This is a genomic window from Salimicrobium album (genome assembly GCF_900107115.1).
Taxonomy (GTDB): Bacteria; Bacillota; Bacilli; order Bacillales; family Halobacillaceae; genus Salimicrobium; species Salimicrobium album.
This window is the reverse complement of the sequence record NZ_FNOS01000005.1, coordinates 157,536-182,303: the sequence shown is the minus strand read 5'-3', so window position 1 is coordinate 182,303 and position 24,768 is coordinate 157,536. Positions and strand designations below refer to the sequence as shown.

At 50.4% G+C, this 24,768-nt stretch carries 21 protein-coding genes; all 21 read right to left on the bottom strand.

What is annotated here, in order from left to right; translation table 11 throughout:
- Positions 1–50 precede the first annotated feature (50 nt).
- The 21 genes from BLU03_RS10520 to purC all read right to left on the bottom strand — a co-directional run bounded on the left by BLU03_RS10520 (position 51) and on the right by purC (position 24,754).
- Positions 51–950, bottom strand: coding sequence for a diacylglycerol kinase (locus BLU03_RS10520; RefSeq protein ID WP_008588252.1), 900 nt, complete (start codon positions 948–950; stop codon positions 51–53).
- Between the two features lie 71 nt (positions 951–1,021).
- Complete coding sequence (gene gatB, locus BLU03_RS10515) at positions 1,022–2,452, bottom strand: Asp-tRNA(Asn)/Glu-tRNA(Gln) amidotransferase subunit GatB (protein ID WP_093107684.1); 1,431 nt, start codon at positions 2,450–2,452, stop codon at positions 1,022–1,024.
- Positions 2,449–3,918 (bottom strand): Asp-tRNA(Asn)/Glu-tRNA(Gln) amidotransferase subunit GatA, encoded by a 1,470-nt coding sequence (gene gatA, locus BLU03_RS10510; RefSeq protein WP_008588247.1) that lies wholly within the window; start codon positions 3,916–3,918, stop codon positions 2,449–2,451. Before gatA ends, gatB begins: the two co-directional genes overlap by 4 nt.
- Positions 3,919–3,930: 12 nt before the next feature.
- Positions 3,931–4,221, bottom strand: coding sequence for an Asp-tRNA(Asn)/Glu-tRNA(Gln) amidotransferase subunit GatC (gatC, locus tag BLU03_RS10505; protein WP_008588245.1), 291 nt, complete (start codon positions 4,219–4,221; stop codon positions 3,931–3,933).
- A 213-nt stretch (positions 4,222–4,434) separates the two neighbouring features.
- Positions 4,435–5,946 (bottom strand): sodium/proline symporter PutP, encoded by a 1,512-nt coding sequence (putP, locus tag BLU03_RS10500; protein ID WP_076571275.1) that lies wholly within the window; start codon positions 5,944–5,946, stop codon positions 4,435–4,437.
- Between the two features lie 5 nt (positions 5,947–5,951).
- Positions 5,952–6,080, bottom strand: coding sequence for a hypothetical protein (locus tag BLU03_RS13835; protein ID WP_268794163.1), 129 nt, complete (start codon positions 6,078–6,080; stop codon positions 5,952–5,954).
- A 391-nt stretch (positions 6,081–6,471) separates the two neighbouring features.
- Complete coding sequence (locus tag BLU03_RS10495; protein WP_093107682.1) at positions 6,472–7,611, bottom strand: CamS family sex pheromone protein; 1,140 nt, start codon at positions 7,609–7,611, stop codon at positions 6,472–6,474.
- Positions 7,612–7,616: 5 nt separating this feature from the next.
- Positions 7,617–9,626: an NAD-dependent DNA ligase LigA gene (ligA, locus tag BLU03_RS10490; protein WP_008588236.1), complete on the bottom strand. Its 2,010-nt coding sequence runs from the start codon at positions 9,624–9,626 to the stop codon at positions 7,617–7,619.
- Between the two features lie 15 nt (positions 9,627–9,641).
- A complete protein-coding gene (gene pcrA / locus BLU03_RS10485; RefSeq protein ID WP_008588234.1) occupies positions 9,642–11,855 on the bottom strand; it encodes a DNA helicase PcrA in 2,214 nt (737 codons plus the stop codon).
- A 19-nt stretch (positions 11,856–11,874) separates the two neighbouring features.
- Complete coding sequence (pcrB, locus tag BLU03_RS10480; RefSeq protein WP_076571271.1) at positions 11,875–12,540, bottom strand: heptaprenylglyceryl phosphate synthase; 666 nt, start codon at positions 12,538–12,540, stop codon at positions 11,875–11,877.
- Positions 12,541–12,757: 217 nt separating this feature from the next.
- Positions 12,758–13,060, bottom strand: coding sequence for a YerC/YecD family TrpR-related protein (locus tag BLU03_RS10475; protein ID WP_093107680.1), 303 nt, complete (start codon positions 13,058–13,060; stop codon positions 12,758–12,760).
- 39 nt (positions 13,061–13,099) lie between these two features.
- Complete coding sequence (locus BLU03_RS10470; protein ID WP_093107678.1) at positions 13,100–14,851, bottom strand: adenine deaminase C-terminal domain-containing protein; 1,752 nt, start codon at positions 14,849–14,851, stop codon at positions 13,100–13,102.
- Between the two features lie 302 nt (positions 14,852–15,153).
- Positions 15,154–16,392, bottom strand: a complete 1,239-nt coding sequence (purD, locus tag BLU03_RS10465) for a phosphoribosylamine--glycine ligase (RefSeq protein WP_093107676.1) — start codon at positions 16,390–16,392, stop codon at positions 15,154–15,156.
- A 15-nt stretch (positions 16,393–16,407) separates the two neighbouring features.
- Positions 16,408–17,940, bottom strand: coding sequence for a bifunctional phosphoribosylaminoimidazolecarboxamide formyltransferase/IMP cyclohydrolase (purH, locus tag BLU03_RS10460; RefSeq protein ID WP_093107674.1), 1,533 nt, complete (start codon positions 17,938–17,940; stop codon positions 16,408–16,410).
- Positions 17,906–18,514 carry a phosphoribosylglycinamide formyltransferase gene (gene purN / locus BLU03_RS10455; protein ID WP_093107672.1) on the bottom strand — a complete coding sequence of 203 codons (609 nt, stop codon included), beginning with the start codon at positions 18,512–18,514 and terminating at the stop codon, positions 17,906–17,908. Before purN ends, purH begins: the two co-directional genes overlap by 35 nt.
- Positions 18,511–19,518, bottom strand: coding sequence for a phosphoribosylformylglycinamidine cyclo-ligase (purM, locus tag BLU03_RS10450; RefSeq protein ID WP_093107670.1), 1,008 nt, complete (start codon positions 19,516–19,518; stop codon positions 18,511–18,513). The genes purN and purM overlap by 4 nt, the downstream gene beginning before the upstream one ends.
- A gap of 5 nt (positions 19,519–19,523) precedes the next feature.
- Positions 19,524–20,936 carry an amidophosphoribosyltransferase gene (gene purF / locus BLU03_RS10445; RefSeq protein WP_093107668.1) on the bottom strand — a complete coding sequence of 471 codons (1,413 nt, stop codon included), beginning with the start codon at positions 20,934–20,936 and terminating at the stop codon, positions 19,524–19,526.
- A complete protein-coding gene (purL, locus tag BLU03_RS10440) occupies positions 20,912–23,137 on the bottom strand; it encodes a phosphoribosylformylglycinamidine synthase subunit PurL (protein ID WP_093107666.1) in 2,226 nt (741 codons plus the stop codon). The genes purF and purL overlap by 25 nt, the downstream gene beginning before the upstream one ends.
- Positions 23,121–23,804, bottom strand: coding sequence for a phosphoribosylformylglycinamidine synthase subunit PurQ (gene purQ / locus BLU03_RS10435; protein ID WP_076571260.1), 684 nt, complete (start codon positions 23,802–23,804; stop codon positions 23,121–23,123). The genes purL and purQ overlap by 17 nt, the downstream gene beginning before the upstream one ends.
- Entirely contained in the window at positions 23,805–24,050 is a 246-nt protein-coding gene (gene purS / locus BLU03_RS10430) for a phosphoribosylformylglycinamidine synthase subunit PurS (protein WP_008588212.1), read from the bottom strand.
- The gene (gene purC / locus BLU03_RS10425) at positions 24,038–24,754 is read right to left on the bottom strand and encodes a phosphoribosylaminoimidazolesuccinocarboxamide synthase (RefSeq protein WP_093107664.1); all 717 of its coding nucleotides are present in this window, start codon (positions 24,752–24,754) and stop codon (positions 24,038–24,040) included. Before purC ends, purS begins: the two co-directional genes overlap by 13 nt.
- Positions 24,755–24,768 lie beyond the last annotated feature (14 nt).

The window sequence follows — 24,768 nt, the reverse complement described above, 5'->3', positions numbered from 1 at the left end:
ACTTATGTATATGAAGCCGTAAGGAAGCACCGTTTCATTTGCAGAAGCGGCTACTTCCCTTTAGCTTCAGGCATAAAAAACTCGATATGACGGTACAGGTTGGTGAACTCTCCCGGGAGCAGCCCCCCATATTCTCCGTCGATGTTCAACTGCATTTTCTCCTCTGTCTTCACACTGATTTTTGCGGCAGTCATGTGGAGAAATTTCGGATGATTAAGATGGGTCCCCTGGATGGCCATAGTTGCGAGACGGATGAATTCCGCGACGTTCATCTTTTCGATGATCATAAGATTGAACACGCCGTCATCCATTTTCGCTTCAGGCGCAAGCTTCTCCAGCCCCCCGACGGAATTCGTATTCGAAACGAGAAAGAGCATAATCTCCCCTTCATACACCTTGCCGTCGTAATCGATTTCGACATATGTCGGACGTATCGAAGGCAGCATTTCCATTCCTTTCAGGTAGTAAGCCAGCTGACCGAGCATCGTTTTCATCTTGCTCGGGACTTCATACGTCAGCTCGGTGATTTTACCGCCGCCGGCGATGTTGATGAAATACTTATTATTTACCCGCCCGATATCAAGAGCGGATACTTCATTACGCAGGATAACATCGAGTGCCTTATTGATATCGTTGCGGGGGATGCGGAGAGCACGCGCAAAATCATTCGTCGTTCCGGTCGGAATGATCCCGACTCTCGGACGATGCGGCTGTTCGGCCAGTCCCGCTATGACTTCATTAATCGTACCGTCGCCTCCGGCGGCCACTACGATATCAAACTTCCGTTCCGAAGCGATCCTTGCGGCTTTGATCGCGTCCCCGGCACAAGTCGTTGCGTGGGTGGAAGTTTCATAACCGTCCTGTTCGAGACGTTTCAAAATGTCCGGGAGCATCTTTCTGATCAATTCTCTTCCGGAGGTCGGATTGTATATGATTCGGGCCCGTTGCATCAAAATCTCCTCCATCTTATCGTTCGTATTTTCAGAGAGAAAAGCACGCATCCCCTGCGTGCCCTCCCTCCTTACCTTTTGCTGATTTCTTCAATCAGCAGTTCATTGACCATCTTCGGATTCGCCTGCCCTTTCGTTTCTTTCATAATCTGGCCGACGAGGAAACCGATAGCTTTGTCTTTCCCGTTCTTATAATCGGTGATCGACTGTTCGTTCTGATCAAGAATATTCGTTACGATATCACGAAGCTGCCCTTCGTCGGAAATCTGGACGAGACCGCGGTCTTTCACGATTTTCTCGGGGTCGCCGCCTTTTTCCACGAGATCCGGCAGGATTTTCTTCGCTATTTTGGAAGAAATTGTCTCTTCTTCCAGAAGTACGGTCAGTTTAGCCAGAGCATCCGGAGTGAGTTCCAGATCCTTCAGTTCTTTCTGCTGCTTGTTCATATACGCAGAAATATCTCCCATCAGCCAGTTGGAAGCCTGCTTGATGTCGCCGCCTTTTTCAAGAGTCTCTTCAAAAAAGTCGGAGAGTTCCTTGTTGTTCGTCAGAACGGCTGCATCGTATTCAGGGAGTCCGAGCTCTTCGATGTACCGTTTCTTACGCGCTTCCGGGAGTTCAGGAATTTCAGCTTTGATGCGTTCTTTCCACGCTTCATCGATGTAAAGAGGGACAAGGTCCGGTTCCGGGAAGTAACGGTAATCGTCCGACCCTTCTTTAATTCGCATAAGAATCGTTTCTTTCGTCTTCTCGTCGAAGCGGCGCGTCTCCTGAAGGATTTCTCCGCCCTGCTTCAGCACTTCTTCCTGACGTTTCTCCTCAAATTCAAGACCTTTCTGCACAAAGGAGAAGGAGTTGAGGTTCTTCAGCTCCGTTTTCACACCGAACTCTTCCTGTCCGACAGGCCGGAGGGAGAGGTTCGCATCACAACGGAGGGACCCCTCTTCCATCTTACAGTCGGAGACGCCAGTATACTGGATGATATTTTTAAGTGCTTCCAGATAAGCGTATGCCTCTTCCGGAGAGCGGATATCCGGTTCCGAAACGATTTCCACCAGTGGCGTACCCTGACGGTTATAGTCTACGAGCGAATATCCGTCGTCTTTATGGGTGAGCTTACCTGCGTCCTCCTCCATATGAAGACGAGTGATGCCGATGCGCTTCTTCTTCCCGTCCACTTCAATATCAATGTACCCGTTCTCTCCGATCGGCTGATCGAACTGGGAAATCTGATACGCTTTCGAGTTATCCGGATAAAAATAGTTTTTCCGGTCGAATTTCGTATGGGAAGCGATATCGCAGTTCAACGCAAGGGCAGCCTTCATCGAATAATTCACCGCTTCTTCGTTCAATACGGGCAGAACGCCCGGGTAACCGAGATCGATCGGGTTCACGTTCGAGTTCGGCTCATCTCCGAACATGTTCGGAGACGGGCTGAAAATTTTCGATTCTGTCTTCAGCTCGACGTGGACTTCAAGTCCAATGACTGTTTCGAAGTTCATTTTGTGTTTCCTCCTAACTCAGGACGCTGCTTATGGTAATTCGTCGCCTGTTCAAAAGCATGAGCTGCACGGTAGACCGTACTCTCATCGAAATGTTTCCCGATGATCTGCAGGCCGATCGGAAGCCCTTTCTCCGAAAAGCCGCATGGAATGGATATTCCCGGCACGCCTGCAAGGTTCACAGGAATCGTGAGGATGTCGTTCGCATACATCGTCAGAGGATTTTCCATCTGCTCTCCTACTTTAAAGGCAGGTGTCGGCGCGGTCGGTCCGATGACGACATCATATTCCTCGAAAATCTTGTCGAAATCGTTTTTGATCAGCGTACGTACCTGCTGGGCTTTTTTATAATACGCATCGTAATATCCGGAACTGAGGGCGAATGTTCCAAGCATAATCCGGCGCTTCACTTCGTCTCCGAAACCTTCGGAACGGGAGTTTTTGAACATATCGATCATCGTTTCCGCATTTTCGGAGCGGCGTCCGTACCGCACGCCGTCGAAGCGGGCCAGGTTGGCCGACGCTTCGGAGGACGCGATCAGGTAGTAGGTGGAGAGCGCATACTTCGAATGAGGAAGAGACACTTCCTCCCATTCTGCTCCGAGTTCTTCATACTTCCTGAGCGCCTGTCTGACGGAAGCTTTCACTTCCTCGTTGACCCCTTCCTGGAAATACTCCTTCGGTACAGCAATCTTCAAATCGCTGATATTTCCGGTCAGTGCTTCTGTATAAGCAGGGACTTCCACGTTTGCTGATGTGGAATCCATTTCGTCATGGCCGGCGATCGTTTCGAGCACGTAAGCATTATCTTCTACGCTTCTTGTAATAGGACCAATCTGGTCAAGCGAAGAAGCGAAGGCGATAAGTCCGAAGCGGGATACCCGGCCGTATGTCGGTTTCAGACCTACGACACCGCAGTAGGAAGCCGGCTGGCGGATCGATCCGCCGGTATCCGTTCCAAGAGAAAACGGCACTTCTCCGGCCGCAACAGCCGCTGCCGAACCGCCGCTCGAACCGCCCGGGACGTGATCGGTGTTCCACGGGTTACGCGTCGCCTGGAAGCTTGAGTTTTCGTTGGAGGATCCCATAGCGAACTCATCCATGTTCAATTTACCGATGGTTACCGCTTTTTCCTTCTGCAGTTTCCTGACAACCGTCGCATCATAAAGCGGATCATCAAGGTTGCTGAGAATCTGACTTGCAGCTGTTGTACGCAGTCCTTTCGTCACGATATTGTCCTTGATTCCGATCGGAAGACCGAAAAGACTTGCACCTTTGTCCCCTGCTTCATCCAGTTCCCTGGCAGCAGCACGGGCATTCTCTTCATCAAGCGTCAGAAACGCCTGAACTTCCCCGTCCACTTCTTCAATTCTGGCGTAGGATTCTTCCACCAGATCAGTGACTGTAATCTCATTATCATTCAGCTTCCGCGTAAGTTCTTTCAATGAATGTTCAAATAAAGACACGAATGGTCCCTCCTATTCCAAAATTGACGGTACTTTGAACTGACCGTCCTGCTGATCCGGTGCGTTTTTGAGCGCATCCTCTTTTTTGATCCACTCTTTCGGTTCGTCTTTTCTCATTACGTTTTTCAGATCGAGCACATGTGTCGTCGGTTCCACTCCTTCGGTATCCAGTTCGTTCAGCTGCTCGGCATAGGTGATGATGTCATCGAGCTGTTTTGTGAACATTTCTGCTTCTTCGTCCGTAACAACAAGGCGGGCCAGGTTCGCCACGTGTTTCACCTGATCTTCACTAATTCTGGACATAACCGTTCCTCCTCTATGGAAATAACATATTTCATTATCATATCAAACATTACTTTTGCATACCACACAACCTCCATAATAGCATAAACCCTCAAAAAATAGGAAGCATCAGCCAAAAGACAGACTTCCGCGCTCAGGGGGTCACTTATAGAATTATTCACAAAAAAACAGCATCTCCTTCTGAAACAGAAGAAGATGCTGCATCCTTATTTATCATTTTTTGACAGCTGCATCGAACTCGGCTTCCACTTCAGGTGAAGGCTTGCCGAACATACTGACGACGACGATCAGTATAGTACTGAGAAGGAACCCTGGTACGATTTCGTAAAGGTCGAAGATACCTCCGGAAAGGAAATCTCCCCATACGACCACCGTAACGGCTCCAGCTATAAGACCGGTAACAGCCCCTGCTGTCGTAACACCTCTCCAGAACAGGGAAAGCAGCATAATCGGACCGAATGCAGCACCGAAACCTGCCCACGCATAGGAAACGAGGTCCAGAACAGAGCTTTCCGGGTTCTGAGCGATCAGCACGGCAATAAGAGCAATGCCCGCAACGGCGAAACGACCGATCCATACGAGTTCTTTCTCACTCGCATTACGACGGAAGATCGCTTTGTAGAAGTCCTCTGCAAGCGCTGAAGACGACACGAGCAGTTGAGAGTCAATCGTACTCATAATCGCTGAAAGAATAGCAGCTAACAGAATACCCGAAATGACCGGGTGGAAAAGAATCTGGGAGAGGGAAATGAAAATCTTCTCTCCATCAGCCAGCACCTGCATGCCGCCCTCACTGTTCACGACAGCACCGATCGACTCAAGGGTCGCCTGATCGGCAGCGTTAATGTAGGCAAGACCGAACAGACCGGTGAATACCGCCCCGTACAGGCCTACGATCATCCAGCCCATACCGATGAAGCGGGCTTTCGGCACATCTTTAGCCGAACGGAGGGCCATGAAGCGCACCAGAATGTGGGGCTGACCGAAATAACCGAGACCCCAGGCGAGCGAGGAGATAATCGAGATAGCCCCTACGCCCTGCACCATATTTAAGTAAGACGGATCGATATTCCCTACAGCATCCACAGCGGAACTCCATCCGCCAAGTTCACTGACAGCTACGACCGGTACGGCGATAAGGGCGAGGAACATAAGAATCCCCTGCACAAAGTCCGTCCAGCTTACGGCGAGGAAACCGCCGAGGAACGTATAGGAAATGGTTACAATAGCACCGATCCATAGAGCTGCGGAGTAGCTCAGATCAAAGGACGATTCAAACAGTTTCGCTCCTCCGACCATTCCTGAAGAAGTATAGAAGGTAAAGAATAAAAGGATTACTATTGCGGATACGACACGCAGGATGCGTGATTTGTCGTGAAAACGGTTCTCAAGGTAATCGGGAATCGTAATGGAGTCGTTCGCAACTTCCGTGTAATTACGAAGACGTCTGGCAACAAACTGCCAGTTCAGATAGGCTCCGATCGAGAGACCTACAGCAAGCCATGCGCCTCCGAATCCTCCGGCGTACACGGCTCCCGGTAATCCGAGCAACAGCCAGCTGCTCATGTCAGATGCCCCGGCACTGAGTGCTGCTACTCCGGGTCCGAGCCGGCGTCCGCCCAATACATAGTCGGACAGGTTACTGGTAAGCCGGTAGGCCGCAAGACCGATTCCGAGCATACCTAAGAGATATACTATAAAAGTTATTAACGTCGCTGTATCCATCTCGGTTATTTACTCCCCTCTGTAAATAGTGTAATAAGTGACAAAATGATCAGAAGCGGCATAGGTACGAACATCCAGAACCACGTGCCCCCTGATAAACTGTGGGATGAAGCTGATAGTAATACATCAACCAATCCTTCCACCTCCAAATAAATAAATTATGCACCTGCTATACACCCTCTCGGTCCATCATTTTCTGTGAAAAAAGATGATACATAAAAAGATTGCTGAAAACAGGAGGATAATTAAGGGTACCCTCTGGAAATATCCTCCTGTTCATGATTGAAGCGAGAGGTTATATAGAACACAGGTGCAACTATATCATACTATAATATTACGAACATTACAAAAATTCCTACTAATTTCTCACTATGTATTTTTATTCACAATTTATGCACATACATCATATATAGTATGAAATTTTTGATAACTATTCACTATAATAAATAAAAAAAAGTTTCACTTACCTCTCAATTGAACTTTCCAGACAGAAAAAGACCGTCCTGTAAGCAGACGGCCTTCCTCTTAATCATATATATATACGTATGGGGTTTCTTCCCCTTTCTCTCTGACTATAAGACTTTCCTGGCGATTGAGGCTATTGATACGCACTTCTATCCCGTAGTGCTGCGGGAACATTTCTTTCACGAGACTGTGCACGTACTGCGTAAACCCGTCTATTTCGGCCTGGGAATTAAATTCGACGGGGATATCCATCTTCACCTTATTCAATTCACCATTTACATAGAACCCTTTTCCTATGACGCCTACAAAATCCGGGAAATAATCGGATATGCTCGTGCGAAACTCAGAAAAGATCTGGGAGTCATCGAAATGGTTTTCGGTAGCTTCCGTGGAAGGGAAGAGCACATAATTTTCATCGATGGATTTGAATTTACCGAGATTATCATCTTCTGTATAAGCCTTTGCTATGAAGTTACCGGGAACGCTCGAAGCATTCGTTTCTTCTTCATACAAGGCAAAAGCCACCGGCACGTCCGGGATGTCCTCAGACTTACGGAGGCGCTTCAGTATAGTCGATGCGTACTGTTTACCCTTTTTCTTCAGTTCCTTCGTAGTGTGGTTTTCGGTCTTCTCTTTTCCGTCCACCGTAAAGTTATATTCGGAACGAAGAGCGATTCCAATCGTGATTCCTTTTATCTCTACTGAGTCGTCATCGTTCCGGACCAGATAGTTCTGCTCCACGATGTTTGAAATATACCGCGGGGAATTGCGGAACTCTTTCTCTGTAGCAGACTCTTCGTCGAGTTCCGGGTTCAGCCCCTTGCCGTCTTCGCCGGTGGATCGGCCGAGCCATTCATAAAGGGTTTCGCTGTCCAGATATTGACCGAGCTGAAAGAAGTACTCGTCTGTCGGAAAATATTCTTTGGAGTGACGCTTTAACCCATTTTCGAACTCTGAAATATCCACCCGATTATTCATCTGGTTCGTCGTAACTCCACGACTGGCAGAAGTTTTGGGGGAGTTTTCATTAAGGACCACCCTGTACTCTCCCTCATCTTTCGTAAAGCCCGGGATGATCGCAGATTCCCCGTCCGATTCTTCCGTCGTTTCTTGAGTAACTTCATCAGTACGCTCATAAACGGGAGTGCAGCCTGTTGCAAACAGTAAAACAATCCCCATACCTATCAGCCATTTTTTCATTTTGCTCACTCCTGGTTCTGTAAAGCTTCAGCGAACTGACTCTCGCTCCAAATTTCCACACCCAGCTCTTCTGCTTTCGTGTACTTACTTCCGGCATCCTCCCCGGCAACAAGCAAGTCCGTATTTTTGCTTACGCTCCCCGTCACTTTCGCTCCAAGCTCTTCCACTCTCTTTTTCGCTTCGGATCTTGAGTAAATTTCCATTTTACCGGTCAGCACTACAGTTTTTCCGTTAAACGGAGAAGTAGCGGCTTCGGCAGATACTCTTCTTCCTTTGTATTCCATGTTAAGCCCCAGTTCCGATAATTCCCGCAGAAGAACCCTCACTTCCTCACGTTGAAAATAACTGTGAATGGACTCCGCCATCTTTTCCCCGATCTCCGGAATCGACTCCAGCTCCTCGGAAGAAGCCTTCTGCAGAGCCTGCATAGAGCCGAAATGGTTCGAGAGCGTAGTGGCGGCTTTCGTTCCTACGTACCGGACGCCGAGGCCGAATAACAGTTTCTCCATAGAATTCTCTTTTGACTGCTCAATGGCAGTAAGCAGGTTGTTGACCGATTTCTCTGCCATACGGTCAAGCTGAAGCAGTTCTTCTTTACGCAGCTTGTATATATCTGCAATGTTGTGGATCAGCTCTTCGCGGAACAGCTGGGTGATCACTTTCTCCCCGAGTCCTTCGATATCCATCGCATTCCGTGATACGAAATGAATGAGTGCTTCTCTCAACTGTGCCGGACAATTCGGATTGATGCAGCGGAGAGCCACTTCCTCCTCCAGACGTACAAGGTCGCTCCCGCACTCAGGACACGTCTTTGGCATAGTGAACGGTTCTTCATTTCCCGTGCGCTCTTCCTCAATCACCCGCAGCACTTCCGGAATAATATCTCCCGCCTTTTTTATAACCACTGTGTCCCCGATACGGATATCCCTTTCTTTAATGAGGTCCTCGTTATGGAGAGAGGCACGCTGGACGGTAGTGCCCGCTACGCGCACGGGTTCGAGAAGTGCCGTAGGCGTAACGACGCCGGTCCGTCCGACCGTCAGATGGATGTCTTTCATTCTGGTCACCACTTCTTCTGCAGGGAATTTATAAGCAGTCGCCCAGCGCGGACTTTTGGCAGTGAAGCCGAGTGTCTCCTGCTCGTCCAGCTGATCGACTTTTATGACGATACCGTCGATTTCGTAATCCAGACTGTTCCGGTTGTCCACCCAGCTCTTCACATAATCGATCACTTCCTCGATATCTTTGAGAGCACGCCACTCCGGGTTCGTCTTCAGCCCGAGTTCTTCAAGATATTCAAGACGGGCGCTGTGCGTATCTTTCAGATCGTCTTCCCACATCCCCACGCCGTAAAGAAAAATATCCAGATTCCGGCTGGCCGCTATCTTCGGGTCGAGTTGACGAAGGGAGCCGGCTGCTGCATTTCTCGGGTTTGCGAAAGGGGCTTCCTCCTTCTCCTCTTTCTCTTCATTCAGAGCGGAGAACGATTTCTTCGGCATGTACGCCTCTCCGCGAACTTCGATCGTCTCCGGATGGGATAGGCGGAGAGGTATGCTCCGGATTGTACGTAGATTCGAAGTGATATCCTCCCCCACTGTTCCGTCTCCGCGGGTAGCTCCGCGAACGAGAACTCCTTCTTCATACAAAAGGGAAACAGCGAGCCCGTCGATTTTCAGTTCACAGACGTAGGAAACTTCCCCCTCCGCTCCCTCACGGACTCTCCGGTCAAAATCCCGGAGCTCCTGTTCATTAAAAGCGTTCCCGAGGCTGAGCATCGGAATCTCATGCCGTACTTTTCTGAATGAGTCCAGCGGCTCTGCGCCGACCCGCTGCGTCGGAGAATCGGAAGTGATCAGTTCGGGATATTCTTCTTCGATTTCCGTTATCTCCCGCAGCTTTTTATCGTACTCGGCATCCGGAACCGTAGGCGCATCAAGCACGTAGTATTCATGGCTGTACTTCTCCAGAAGTTTCTTCAGTTGTTCATGACGCCGTGCCGCTGCTTCTTTTTCCATACATCGTCACCTCTTTCATACCTTGGTAATGGGAGCGAATTTCGCAAGGACACGCTTCACGCCTTCCGGTGCAGGAAATGCGATATCAAGCTCCATATCTTTTCCTTCACCCTGGACTCTGACGACCGTACCTTCGCCCCATTTTTTATGGTTTGCTTTATCCCCCGGTTTCCAGGAAGCATTTTCGGCTCCGGAAGCTCCGGTTGCTTTCTTGGCTTTTCTCTTCTCCACAGGCCGGTCCGACTGGATGGACTGTTTCTTATTCGCAAAAGGAAGAGGCTCTCTGTCTTCTTTTCCTTCAAGGAAATCTCCGGGAATTTCACTTATGAACCGGCTGACCGGATTCATGTTCGTCTTTCCGAACAGAGTACGCATCTTGGCATTTGTCATAAACAGTTTCTTCTCGGCACGCGTAATCCCTACGTAAGCGAGCCGTCTTTCTTCCTCCATTTCCTCTTCATCCATGATAGAGCGGCTGTGAGGGAAGATATTCTCTTCAAGGCCTATAAGAAAGACTACCGGAAACTCAAGACCTTTGGCTGAGTGGAGTGTCATCATCGTAACCGAATGCTCGTGCTCTTCCTCGTCCGCCTTATCGATATCGGCGATCAGTGCAAGATCCGTCAGAAAAGCTACAAGAGTCTTGTCTTCGCTGTACTGTTCAAAGTTCATCGTGACCGATTTGAACTCCTCGATGTTCTCGAGGCGCGACTGAGCTTCGAGAGTCTTATCCGTGCGAAGCATTTCCTCATACCCGGTTGTTTCCAGCACTTCATCCACGAGATCCGTAGCGGAAAGGAATTCCTGCTGCTTCGTCCAGTTATCTATCATCCTCCGGAAATTGACGACCGCTTTGGCAGCTTTGGCGCTTATACCGGTAAAGTCTGCTTCGGCAGCTGCATCAAAAAGCGAGATGTCGTGTGCAGCAGCATAACTCTGCAGTTTTTCGATACTCGTTTTGCCGATCCCGCGTTTCGGTTCATTGATCACACGTTCGAAACTGAGATCATCATTAGGATTGGAGATCAGACGCAGATAGGCAAGAAGGTCCTTGATTTCTTTACGATCATAGAATTTGGTCCCTCCGATCATCTGATAGGGGATATTCGCCTTCACAAATGTTTCCTCCACCGTACGGGACTGGGCGTTTGTACGGTACAGTATCGCCATGTCACTGTAGGTGAAACTGCCCTGCTTCACCAGATCCTCGATTTTATCTGCAATGAAAAAGCTTTCTTCTCTCTCTGTCCCGGCTTCGTGATAATGGATCTTTTCCCCTCCGTAGTTATCCGTCCAGAGCTTCTTCGGTTTCCGTCCGGTGTTGTGATCGATGACGTGGTTCGCGGCATCGAGAATCACTTCTGTGGACCGGTAGTTCTGTTCAAGGAGAATGGTGACAGCGTCCGGGTAATCCTCCTCAAAAGTCAGGATGTTCGTAATGTCCGCTCCGCGCCAGCGATAAATGGACTGGTCGGAGTCTCCGACGACGCAGAGGTTTTTGAATTTCTCCGCCAGTTTCTGCACCAGCTGATACTGGGCATGGTTGGTGTCCTGATACTCATCAACGTGTACGTACTGGAAGCGCCGCTGGTAATATTCGAGCACTTCCGGTACCTGCTCGAACAGCACCAGCGTTTTCATAATAAGATCATCGAAGTCGAGAGACTGGTTTTTAGAAAGTTTCTTCTGATAACCGCGGTAAATCTGGGCCACCTGTTCCTCACGATACCCGGAAACCCGACTTTCGTACATGTCCGGGCTCAGCAGTTCGTTTTTAGCATTACTGATTGCTCCGAGCATCGTCCTCGGGTTCCAGTTTTTCGGATCAAGATTAAGTTCCTTCAGCACCTGCTTGATCACTGTAAGCTGATCACTGGCATCGAGAATGGAGAAGTTCCTGTCCATACCGATGCGGTCTATATCTCTGCGCAGAATCCGCACGCACATGGAGTGGAACGTCGACATCCATATACTTTCCGCACCCGGTCCGACGAGCAGTTCCACCCTTTCCTTCATTTCACGGGCTGCTTTATTCGTGAAGGTTATCGCAAGAATATTCCAAGGGTTTACCCCTTTTTCCTGTATGAGATACGCAATACGGTGGGTAAGTACCCGGGTCTTCCCACTTCCTGCCCCGGCCATTACGAGAAGAGGGCCTTCCGTGTGAGCTACCGCTTTCTGCTGCGGTTCATTCATTCCTTTCAGCAACGCATGAATCGACTGCGTCATAAATCTATCATCCTTTCTTTTACTCAGGTACGGTCTGAAGCGCAGTTTCGAAATCTTCGTAGATTATATTACCGACGATCATCGTATCCACCATGCCCTGTATTTCTTCAGCTTCCTCTCTGGACTGGATGCCGCCTCCATAAAAAAACTGGGTACGGGATAATTCCTCTGACACTTTTCGGATCAGGGACGTATCCCCCTTCTTGCCGCTGTACTCCAGATAAAAAATCGGGAGCGGGAACAACTGCTCCACCAGGCGGGCGTAAGCGAGGATATCCTCTTCCGTCACCGGAAAACAGTTCGTCTTACGGAAAGCCTTCGCTTCTTCGTTCACTATACAGTAGCCTTCCGAGAAGATAAGCTGTTCTTCCACCATATCCCCGTACAGCTTCATCGCCTGATGCTGCATATCGAGCACCCAGGTTTTGTCTTTACTGTTCAGTACTGCGGGCACGAAATAATAATCGAACCCGGGGACTACCGCTTCCATGTCGGATATTTCAAGTACGAGCGGCACATCATACGGCTCGATCTGTTCGAACAGATTCCAGACGTTATCGAACGTCACCCCGTCTGTCCCGCCGACGATGACGGCATCGGTCCCCGACTCACAGACTCTGCGGATTTCTTCTTCCGTTATATCTTTATTCGGATCCAATTTAAACGCATGCTTCCAATTTTTCATTCGCTACACCTCTTTACTCCATTTTATTATTATACCAAAAAAAGCACGGAACCACAGTGGCAGCCTACGTATTTACCGGACCATTTTTCTAAAAGGAAGATTCGTTCCTGGTTATTATGTAACTTTCTGATCATGATTTCTCTGCCTTGAAGTCATGAAGATGACCCCGGCATCACGCCGGGGTCATTTTTCGATCCTATATTCGTCTTATAGTCCTTTATTTTGTTTTGTAACTTTGGACGCGGTCCAGTACTTCCGTGTACATATCATTTCCGTAATTCAGGGCGCGTTTCACCCTTGAAATAGTGGCAGTAGACGCTCCGCTATCCGTTTCGATTTTATGATACGTATGACCCTCTTCGAGCATGCGGGCTACTTCCAGACGCTGTGCCAGTGACTGTACTTCGTTCATCGTGGCGAGGTCATCAAAAAAGCGGTAGCACTCTTCGGTGTCCTGCAGGGAAAGAATGGCTTCGAACAGCTGATCGAGCGTCTTTCCTCTTAGTTTATCTATCTGCATTACTTTCATCCCTCCTCCGTTTGAATTTCTTTTACCATTTTAACGCATTATTGCAGGAAAGAGTACCTCTTTCTTTTTCACATCCATCAGCCCGCGCGGGGTAATCCGTACGTAAGGCAGGTGGGTTGAACTGAGAAAGAACAGGGTATATACCGGGTCCCCGAAGCAATAGCCGTACTCACAGAGTTTCTCTTTCAGCACGCTTTCCTGCTCCATCAGTTCCTCAAAAGGTTCCCTGGACATCATACCACCGTAAGCAAGCGGCATTTCAAACACGACTTTTTTATCGTGCACCAGCACAATACCTCCGCCTATTTCTTCCATACGCTCAAATGCCAGCACCATATCTTCTTTTGATTTCCCGAGCAGAATAATATCGCCGGTCGTCGAATAAGAACTTGAAAGGGCGCCAAGACTCGAAGTGAATCCTCGTAAAAGCGTATTGACCTTCCAGGTACCTTCCCTGTCCAGTAGTGTAAGGAACGCTTCATTGGTCGTCTCCGGCAGTTGTTCGACGGACGTGTTGGATTCGACAGCATATGGTTTCATAATAACATCATTCACCATATCCATTCCAACCGGCATCGAAAACTGGAGTTCTTCGATGTCCAGCGACCAGTCGAGAGAAAGAGGCACGATTTCCGCACTCGCCCAGTCAAGCTTCACTTTCGTGTGGACATCCTTTTCTCTCTTCTTCACCCATTCCCCTTTGGCAAGCACAGAGTGAGGAGAAGGCCGGTCTTTACTGTCAAGCAGGTTCACATGTGCGATATGGCCGGGCGCAAGAGCTCCAAGCCGCTCATCCAGTCCGAAATGCCGTGCCGGATAGATCGTTGCCATCAGGTACGCTTCTATCTCCGGTATGCCTGCTTTCAAAGCTATATCTATACAGTTATCTATGACGCCGTCTTTATAGAATCCCGGGGTCGACCCGTCCGTCGTATACATCAGCCGGTCGAAAGCCTGGAAGTCCTTCTCCACCAGCCCTTCCATTATCTGCGGAAGGTCCGGCCGGATCGAGGAGTGACGGACACCTGTCTCATAACCGAGTTCCACTCTCTTCACGACGTCATCAGCGGTCATACTTTCATGATCCCCGTCGAGCCCGAGAAGTTTCATTTTGGTGAGTGTGTTTTCCGATGCTCCCGGGAGATGACCTTCCACCCGTTTTCTCGCTTTTCTCACTTCCTGCATCCAGTGCAGAATCTGATCGTCTTTTCCATACAGAAGTTCCGGCCAGGCTGTCAGTTCGCCGCCCTGTACAACCGCATCATGAGTAAACCATTCAGGGAGCTGTTCCTCCAGCTTCTCCTGCTTTTCTTCCCGCAGCGTAGTCTGAAAATCGAAGCGTCCCCACCAGAACATGGAGACCGGCAGTTTCATACATTCCTCCAGTAAAGAAAACGCTTTCTTTTTGTCCGTTAAAAATAACCACATCAGATTATCATTGATAACTGTGGTAGTGCCTGTCCAGGCCGCATATTCCGCCAGCGACTGGGGATTGTAAAGCTGAAACGGGTGAGCGTGGGGCTCTATGTAACCGGGCACGGCATAATCTCCGTCACCTTCAATGATTTCCGTTCCCTCAAGATTCGGAGGCATCTTTGTTCCGACGTAAACGATACGATCTTCAAAAATCCATATGTTTCCTGTCATCCACTGTTTCAGAAATACGTTCAAATACGTTATATGTTTAAGCACCTTCGTAGGCGCCAGGTTTCCATCAATTACATCCGCGTGGTCGCGTAACTGCTTGTTCCTCCAGCGGAACCGTTGTTCGTTCACTGACATCGCCTCCTGCTATTTTTTTCATAATAACACACACTTCTCCTTATTTACTAAACGAAACGTGACAAAACACTGAAAATATAAAAGAGCAGGGCTTTTCCGAGGACATCGCGCTCCCGGGGAAGTTTTCGTTACTTTCAAACGCCTCCTCCGCTTACGAAAGGCACGATAATACGAAAATCGTTACCTTCACATTCATATATCCCTCCCCATCGTCACGATAACGGGAAAATCGTTACCTTCACGCGGAGATTACGGGGGTGAACGGCACGAAAAAAACCTCCACAACGTGTGGAGGCGATAATTTATATATGTTCCGCTATATCTTTCCGGTAATAAAAGCAGTCACTGGCATCAAACGGCTCCATAGCTTTCTGTACCGCCTGTCTGGCTTCCTTCAAATCAGCGCCTGTCGCTCCGGCCATCAGAACCCGTCCGCCATGTCCGCGGAAAATTTCTCCTTCTCTTGTAACGCCGGCATAGGTGAAATGACTGCCTTCACAACCGTGCCCTGGGAGCTTTTTGCCTTTTTCGTAAGTACCCGGATAGCCGGCAGAGGCGAGCACTACTCCGACAGAACACGAATCTTTCCACTCGAGGGACGGGTCCTTCCCTGCCGTAACGTCAGTAATTACCCGGGCCAGATCATTTTCAAGAAGAGGCAGGACGACCTGTGTCTCGGGATCACCGAACCGGGCGTTAAATTCAATCACTTTCACCCCGTCCGCCGTTTCTATCAGGCCCGCGTACAGAATCCCCTGGAACGGCCGGCCTTCCTCCACCATTGCGTCCGCTGCAGGCTGCAGTATCTGTCCGACAGCTTCCTGCACTTTCGCATCCGTCACACCGGGGACAGGCGAGAATGCGCCCATGCCTCCCGTGTTAGGACCTTCATCCCCGTCAAAAGCTTTCTTATGATCACGGGCCGGAAGCATCGGATAGACGCGGTCGCCTTCGACAAACGCCATGAGGGAAAATTCTTTCCCTTCCAGATACTCTTCGACCACCACTTCACGACCTGCTTCTCCGAACTCCTCATCTTCCAGCATGGAACGGACCGCTTCTTCCGCTTCCCGTACAGTCTCAGCTATGATGACACCTTTACCTGCTGCAAGACCGTCGGCTTTCACTACGATGGGCGCTCCCTGTTCCCTGATGTACCTGTGAGCTTCATCCACATCCGTAAAAGCTCCGTAAGCAGCCGTCGGTATGCCATGCTTGTTCATCAGCTGTTTGGCGAAATGTTTGCTTCCTTCGATAACGGCCGCCGACTGATCGGGGCCGAATACTTTCTGTCCTTTTTCCCTGAACACATCCACGATCCCCGCTGACAAAGGAGCTTCCGGGCCGATAATGGTCCAGTCGATATTCTCCTCTTCTGCGTAACGCGCCAGGCTTTCAAAATCCGTCTCCGGAATATCCACACGTTTTGCCTCTTCCATGCCGTCATTCCCCGGAGCTGCGTGTACTGTGTGCTGATGCCGGGCCAGTTTCTGGACAATACTGTGTTCCCTGCCGCCACTGCCTACGATTAAAAAGTTCATAGAAGCCTCCTTCACCTAGTGCTTGAAATGACGCATTCCGGTAAATACCATAGCTATTCCGTGTTCATTACAGGCATCGATGGAATCCTGATCCCTTTTCGAACCACCCGGCTGGATGATCGCCTTAATACCGGCCTTTGCCGCTGTCTCGACAGTATCCGGCATCGGAAAGAAGGCATCAGATGCCATCACTGCTCCCCGTGCCTTCTCGCCGGCCTGACCGAGCGCGATGGCTGCAGCACCGACGCGGTTCATCTGCCCCGCACCGACACCTAACGTCCGGTCCTCTCCGGCAATAACAATGGCATTTGATTTCACGTGTTTCACCACCTGCCACGACAGAAGCAGATCTTCCAGTTCCTTATCCGTCGGTGCCCGTTCCGTAACTGTACGGAGGTCCGTTACAGCCACTTTTCCTTCATCTTTATCCTGTACAAGCAGACCGCCCCGGACGCTCACCAGTTTCTCGCCGGTCGTTTCTGTAATGGAAGGGTCCACTTTGATGATCCGTACGTTTTTCTTTTTCGCCAGGATGCCGAACGCTTCTTCGTCGTACTCCGGAGCCATGATGATTTCAAGAAAAATGCCGGAGAGCTGTTCAGCCGTATCTTTATTTACTTTCCGGTTCAAAGCAACGATTCCTCCGAATATGGAAACGGGGTCTGCTTCATATGCTTTGGCAAAAGCTTGTGACAGGTCATCGGCCGTGCCGACGCCGCAAGGGTTCATATGTTTGACTGCAACCGCGGCAGGATTCGTGAATTCAGCCGCCACTTCGAGCGCCGCATTCGCATCCTGAATGTTATTGTAGGACAATTCCTTTCCGTGCAGCTGTTCAGCATACGCCAGTGATCCTCTGTCCTCTTTGACTTCCCTGTAGAAAGAAGCGGACTGGTGAGGATTCTCCCCGTACCTCAGACTCTGCACGTGTTCATACGTCTTCGTAATGGTCTCCGGAGCTTCCTCACCGCTGAGACCTGTGAAATATTCGGCGATCAGCGCATCATAGTGGGCCGTGTGACGGAACACTTTTGCAGCGAGACTGCGCCGGAATTCATAAGTAAGGTCTCCACGTTTCAGTCCTTCCACGATTTCATCGTAGTCCGCGGGATCCGTCACGACCGTTACGTTTTCAAAATTTTTGGCTGCTGAGCGGAGCATCGTCGGTCCGCCTATATCAACATTTTCAATCGCTTCTCTTTCCGTTACATCTTCTTTTGCGATCGTTTCTTTAAACGGATATAAATTCACGGCCACGAGGTCGATCGGTCCGAAACCAAGCTCCTGGAGCTGTTTCATATCTTCCCCGTTATCCCGTCTGGCCAGCAGACCGCTGTGCACGGCAGGATGCAGAGTTTTCACACGCCCGTCCATGATCTCGGGAAATTCCGTAATCTCCGAGATGGAGCGTACTTCTATCCCCGCCTCTTCTATCGTCCGTTTCGTTCCTCCGGTGGAAATGAGTTCATACCCGAGAGATATAAGTTCTTGTGCAAAATCACTCAGCCCCTGTTTATTTGAAACGCTCAAAAGCGCCCGCTTTGTCATACGATTTCTCTCCTTTCACGAGCCGTTCCACCACTTTCGGATAGAGAACGTGCTCGACCTTCTGTATTTTTCGTTCCACATCCCCGATTGTATCTTCCGCTTCAATCGCCACTTCTTCCTGCTCAAGGATCGGCCCGGTATCCATGCCCTCATCCACGATATGAACGGTCACGCCGGTGACAGCGACTCCCTGGTCAAAGGCCTGTTGGACGGCATGTTTGCCAGGAAACCTTGGCAGCAGGGATGGGTGGACATTTACGATTCTTCCTTCAAAAGGTGTAAGCAGAGTCGAACCGATCAGCCGCATATATCCGGCGAGGACGATCCATTCTATTCCATGTTCCCGGCAGGCTCCGAGAATCACTTGTTCGTAGCCCGCTTTTCCCTGAAAATCGGCAGGATGAAAAGAGAGGACTTCAATGCCGCGCGCTTCCGCTTTATGTACCACTTCCGCGGAAGGGCGGTCACTGACGAGCAGCGATACTTCTCCCCACGCCTCCTTGCGCTCCATCGAGGCAAGAAGTGCATCGAAATTCGTTCCGGTTCCGGAAGCGAATACAGCTATTTTCGTCATATAATTCCCACGTCCTCTCCGGCTGTGACTTCTCCGATAATGACAGCCCCGTCCACCGCACCGCAGGCCGCCCCTGCCTCTTCTTCAGAAAGGGCGATTACCATACCGATACCCATGTTGAAGGTGCTGTACATATCCTGATCACTAAGCTCCCCATATTCTTTAAGGAAAGAAAAAATCTCAGGAACAGAAAAAAGTGATGCGTTTATTTTAGCACCAAGACCGGGCGGAAGCATGCGCGGAATGTTTTCATAAAAACCGCCTCCCGTAATATGGGCGATGCCGTGCAGTTCCACCGCTTCTCTCAACTTCTGTATGTCTTTGACATAAATAGAAGTGGGGGTAAGCAGTACTTCCTTTAAAGGGGCCGGAAGAGTATAAGATTCTTCGAGAGAGAGATTATGCTGGTCCAGAATGCTGCGGACGAGCGAGAAGCCGTTGGAATGGACACCGGAGGACGGGAGTCCGATAAGTACGTCCCCCTCTTTCACTTTATCTCCGGTAAGAACGTCCTGTTTCCCGGCCATGCCGACTGTGAACCCGGCCAGGTCGTATTCCGATTGTTTGTACATCCCCGGCATTTCCGCCGTTTCGCCTCCGATGAGCGCACATCCCGCTTCCCGGCAGCCTGCAGCAATTCCCTGAACGATCGCTTCAATCACTTCGGGATCATTCTTTCCACACCCGATATAATCGAGAAACAGCAGAGGGTCCGCTCCCTGAGCCGCAATATCGTTCACACACATGGCTACGAGGTCCACTCCTACCGTATCGTGTTTTCCGGTTTCAAAGGCTAGCTTAAGCTTCGTCCCTACCCCGTCCGTTCCGGTGACGAGTACGGGTTCCTCATAACGGTGTCCGCTTATATCAAAGAGCCCCCCGAAAGAACCGAGCTCTCCCATAACCTCAGGACGATACGTGGAAGACACGTGCTTTTTCATTCTTGCTACTGCTTCGTAACCGGCTTCGACATCGACGCCGGCTTTCTTGTACGCTTCACTCATATCAGCTACTCCTTTTCATAAGGGGGTATCGTGGAAGGGAAGATTTCGGTCGGATAATTTCCCGTAAAACAGGCCTGACAGCTCCCGTGCTCAAGCGATTGTTCACCTTCATGAATTGATGACTCCAGCCCATCGGTACTAAGAAAATGCAGCGAGTCCGCTCCGATTTCCTCTTTCATTTCCTCCAAAGTACGGGTCGCAGCCAGTAACTCGCCGGAGGTCGACGTATCAATGCCGTAGTAGCACGGGTTTTTGATGGGCGGGGAGGCGATACGCACATGTACTTCGGTCGCTCCTGCATCTTTCAGCATCTGGACGATCCGCCGGCTTGTCGTTCCCCGGACAATGGAGTCATCGACCATTACGACCCGCTTCCCTTCGACGATACCGCGGACGGCCGACAGCTTCATTTTCACTCCCTGTTCCCGCAGTTCCTGGGAAGGCTGAATGAACGTCCGCCCGACATACCGGTTTTTGATCAGACCGAGCTCGTATGGAAGGGACGCTTCCTCGGCATAGCCGATAGCGGCAGAAATACTGGAATCAGGCACTCCGGTTACAACGTCCGCTTCCACAAAGGACTCCTCCGCAAGCTTCCGTCCCATCGTTTTTCGGGAGGCGTGGACGTTTTTGCCATCCAGATCACTGTCCGGTCTCGAGAAATATACGTATTCCATGGAACAGAGGGTGCGCTGAATTTTGGAGGTGAATCGTCTCGATTTCATTCCATCTTCATCAATTTTGATCAGTTCACCGGGTTTCACTTCCCGGACGTGGGTCGCCCCGATGACATCAAAGGCGCATGTCTCTGAGGAGACAATGTAGGCATCCCCCAGTTTTCCGATCGATAACGGCCTCAGTCCCCGCGGGTCCATAGCCACGTACATACAGGTTTCCGTAAGGATCGCCAGCGAATACGCTCCCTTTACCATGGACAGAGCCTGCGCAATCGCTTCTTCTTTGTATACGTTCCCGGCCCGCTGGATCAGGTGGGCGATCACTTCTGTATCCGACGTCGTCTGAAGGATACTTCCCTGTGCTTCCAGCTGATTCTTCAGCCCTTGAGCGTTTACGAGATTCCCGTTGTGAGCGAGAGCCATACTTTCCTTCTGTGTACGGAACAGAAGAGGCTGAATGTTTTCATATCCTCCGTCTCCGGCCGTCGCGTACCGTACGTGACCGACGCTCGCGTATCCGACCAGTTCCACCAGCTGATTCTCCGAGAATACTTCATTGACGAGACCGTGCCCTTTGACGGCATGCACATTTTCCCCGTCCGTCGTTACCACACCGGCTCCTTCCTGGCCCCGGTGCTGCAGGGCGTGAAGCCCGTAGTACGTAAGCTGGGCCGCTTCCGGATGTCCGAACACTCCGAACACTCCACATTCTTCGTTCAGCCCTCTGATTTCACCAGGCATGGAATAGCTCCTTTCCAATCCGCTTTCAGCGTTTGTATAGGTTCATCGATGATCGTGGCGCCGTTTTTGATAACATGGAACCTTCCGTGTGCCGCCGCTTTTCCGAGGAAACGGGCCTCCGGAATAAGTTCCTCTATTTCGGTCTGCTTCTCCCGTCTGATTGATATAAGAAAACGGGACTGGGTTTCGGCAAACAGTTCTGTTACGGTTTCTCCTTCGATTTCCACTTCGCACCCGAGTTCTTCCGCGAATAGACTTTCGGCCAGAGCGACAGCCAGCCCCCCTTCCGATATATCGTGCGCGGAAGAAACGGCACCTTTCCTGATCGCTTCCAGCACCTGCTGCTGTCTTCTTTGTTCCGTCTCAAGATTTATGTGCGGAGCCCGGCCAAAGTGCTTTCCTTCCAGCATTCCCTGGAGTTCACTTCCGCCGAACTCTCTTTCCGCTCCCCCTACTACATAGAGGAGGTCCTCCGCATTTTTTACGTCGGAGGTAGTGATGTGGGAGGCTTCTTTCACAAGTCCCACCATCCCCACTACGGGTGTCGGGTAAATCGCCTGACCTCCCGCAGCTTCATTGTACAGGGAGACGTTTCCGCTGATGACCGGGGTGCCCAGAACGCTGCAGGCTCCGCTCATCCCCCGGACCGCCCCCTGCATCTGCCAGTACACTTCGGGGTTCTCCGGAGAGCCGAAATTCAGCCCATCCGTAATCGCAAGAGGTTCTCCTCCGGAAGCGATGATATTCCTGGCAGCTTCGGCCACCGCTATCTTCCCGCCGGTTTCAGGATCGAGATAAATGTACCTCGAGTTTCCGTCCGTCGTCATTGCCACCGCTTTATCCGTCCCTTTAACACGAAGCACTGCGGCATCGGATCCGGGCTTCACTACCGTGTTCGTCTGAACCATCGTGTCGTACTGATCGTAGACCCATTCTTTACTGGCAATGGTCGGCTGTTTCAGCAGGGCCCGCAGAACATTTCTCGGATTCCGTACCTCCGGAACGTAGTCGGTTTTCCTGAATTCTTCATAATAGCCGGGTTCCCGTGCTTCCGGCTGATACACCGGAGCATCCTCTGCCAGACTGTCCACCGGGACATCGGCCACGGTTACCCCTTTATGCTCGAGGACGAATCTTTTATCTTCCGTTACTTCACCGACAGTCACTGCCTCCAGTCCATACTTTTCAAACACCTTCGCAATTTCTTCCTCCCGCCCTCTTTCAACGACGAGAAGCATGCGTTCCTGGGATTCGGAGAGCATCATTTCGTAAGGGGTCATCCCCATTTCCCGCTGAGGGACGAAATCCAGGTTCATCCGGAGGCCCGTTCCTGCTTTACTTGCCATTTCACTGGCAGATGACGTCAGCCCTGCCGCCCCCATGTCCTGGATACCGACGAGCGCCTCGTGATGGATGACCTCAAGACAGGCTTCTATCAGGAGTTTCTCCATGAACGGGTCCCCCACCTGTACGGACGGACGCTTCGATTCGCTGTCCTCACTCAGCTCTTCGGAGGCGAATGTGGCCCCGTGGATTCCGTCTCTTCCCGTTTTCGCTCCGGCATACATGACGGAGTTCCCGGTCCCTTTCGCTACCCCCTGCTGGACGTCTTCATGGTTAATGAGACCGACACACATCGCATTGACGAGCGGGTTTCCGTTATAGGCATCATCAAACTGTACCTCACCGCCCACTGTCGGCACGCCGACACAGTTTCCATATCCCGATATCCCATGCACTACTTCCCTGAACAGGTATTTCACCCTGGACCGCTCGAGGGAGCCGAAACGGAGAGAGTTGAGGAGGGCGATCGGTTTCGCCCCCATGGAAAATACGTCACGCAAAATTCCGCCGACGCCTGTCGCAGCTCCCTGGTACGGTTCGACAGCAGACGGGTGGTTATGGCTTTCAATCTTGAAAACGACAGCCTGTCCGTCACCGATATCAACCACTCCCGCTCCTTCGCCGGGACCTTGCAACACGTGTTTTCCATCCGTCGGGAATTGTTTCAGAAGCGTCTTTGAGTGCTTATAACTGCAGTGTTCCGACCACATAACGGAAAAAAGTCCAAGTTCCGTGTAATTCGGCGCACGCCCGAGCACCCTTTTGATGTAGGCGAACTCTCCGTCAGTCACTCCAACTTCCTTATATACCTGTTCCGTTTCGATGATTTCCGGTGTCCATTCAGTTATTAACGACATGTACGTCCCTCCAGTGGGTCAGAATCGATTCGAAAATTCGAAGACCATCATCATTTCCGAGCAGCTCCTCGACGGCCCTCTCCGGGTGGGGCATCATACCAAGAACGTTCCCCGCTTCGTTCGTGATTCCGGCAATATTTCCGGTGGATCCGTTCGGGTTATTTTTATAAGTGAAAGCGATCTGACGGTTCTCTCTCAGTTTCTCAAGCACAGCTTCATCACAGTAATAGTTCCCTTCCCCGTGGGCGACCGGTAACGAAATCGTCTCCCCTTCTTCATAGCGGGACGTGAACATAGTATCCGTCTGCTCCACGGTCAGGCTTTCTTCCCGGCAGATGAATTTCAGGTCTCTGTTCTTGAGCATAGCCCCCGGCAGCTCTCCCATTTCAAGAAGTACCTGAAAGCCGTTGCATACACCCAGTACAGGTTTTCCTGCCGCGATGAACTCCCTTACCTGAGCGATCACTTTGGAAACGGAAGCCACGGCTCCCGACCGGAGATAATCGCCATAGGAGAACCCGCCCGGCAGCAGTACACCGTCATATTTATCGAGATCCGCCTCTTCAAACCAGACCATTTCCGCTTCTTCCTGAAGAACTTCGGAAACAGCATGGTACATATCCTCATCACAGTTCGAACCGGGAAACACTATAACCGCAAATTTCACTCAGACAACCTCCTCAATCGTATACGTGTAGTCCTCGATGACCGGGTTCGCCAGCAGACGGTTGCACATATCCTCGATTTTCTTCTCCGCATTTTCCCGGTCGGCCAGTTCCACCTGCAGATACTTACCGGTACGAACGTCCCGCACTCCATCGTATTCCAGGTCTTTCAAAGACTGGGATATGACTTTTCCCTGCGGGTCAAGAACCGCTTCTTTCAGCGTGATATAAATATTTACTTTGCACATGTAGCACCCTCCAGGCGTTGCAGAATATTTTCATATACAGGAACAAGTTCTCCGGTTCCCTCACGGAATACATCCTTATCCATCTTCGCGCCGGTCTGTTTATCCCGGAGCCTGCATGTATCAGGGGATACCTCATCGGATAGAAGGAGATCTCCGCCTTCTGTTCTTCCGAATTCGAGTTTAAAATCAACGAGAGATAAGTCGCAATCTTCAAAAATTTCAAGCAGTACGTCGTTCACTTTTAAAGCTTCTTCCTTGATAGCCATCAGTTCCTTATGTGTTACATCAGCAAGAAGCAGAGCGTGACGGTCATTGATCAGCGGGTCATCAAGGTCATCGTTTTTATAAAAAAGTTCAATAAGCGGCGGATGGAGGGACATTTCATCCTCGATACCGATTCTCCGGACCAGACTTCCGGCAGCTTTATTACGGACGACCACTTCAAGCGGAATGATGGATGTTCTCGTGACCAGCTGTTCGGTATCACTGAGCTCTTTCAGAAAATGAGTGGGGGTCCCTTTTTCTTCAAGCAGGGTGAAAATCTTCGAGGATATTTTGTTATTCAGTTCTCCTTTACCCCGGAACGATTCTTTTTTCTTTCCGTTAAAAGCAGTGGCGTCATCCTTGTATTCGAGTAAAAGTTCTTCCGGTTCTTCCGTACAAAAAACTTTCTTCGCTTTTCCTTCGTACAGCAACTCTTTCATCCGCTCACTCCTGT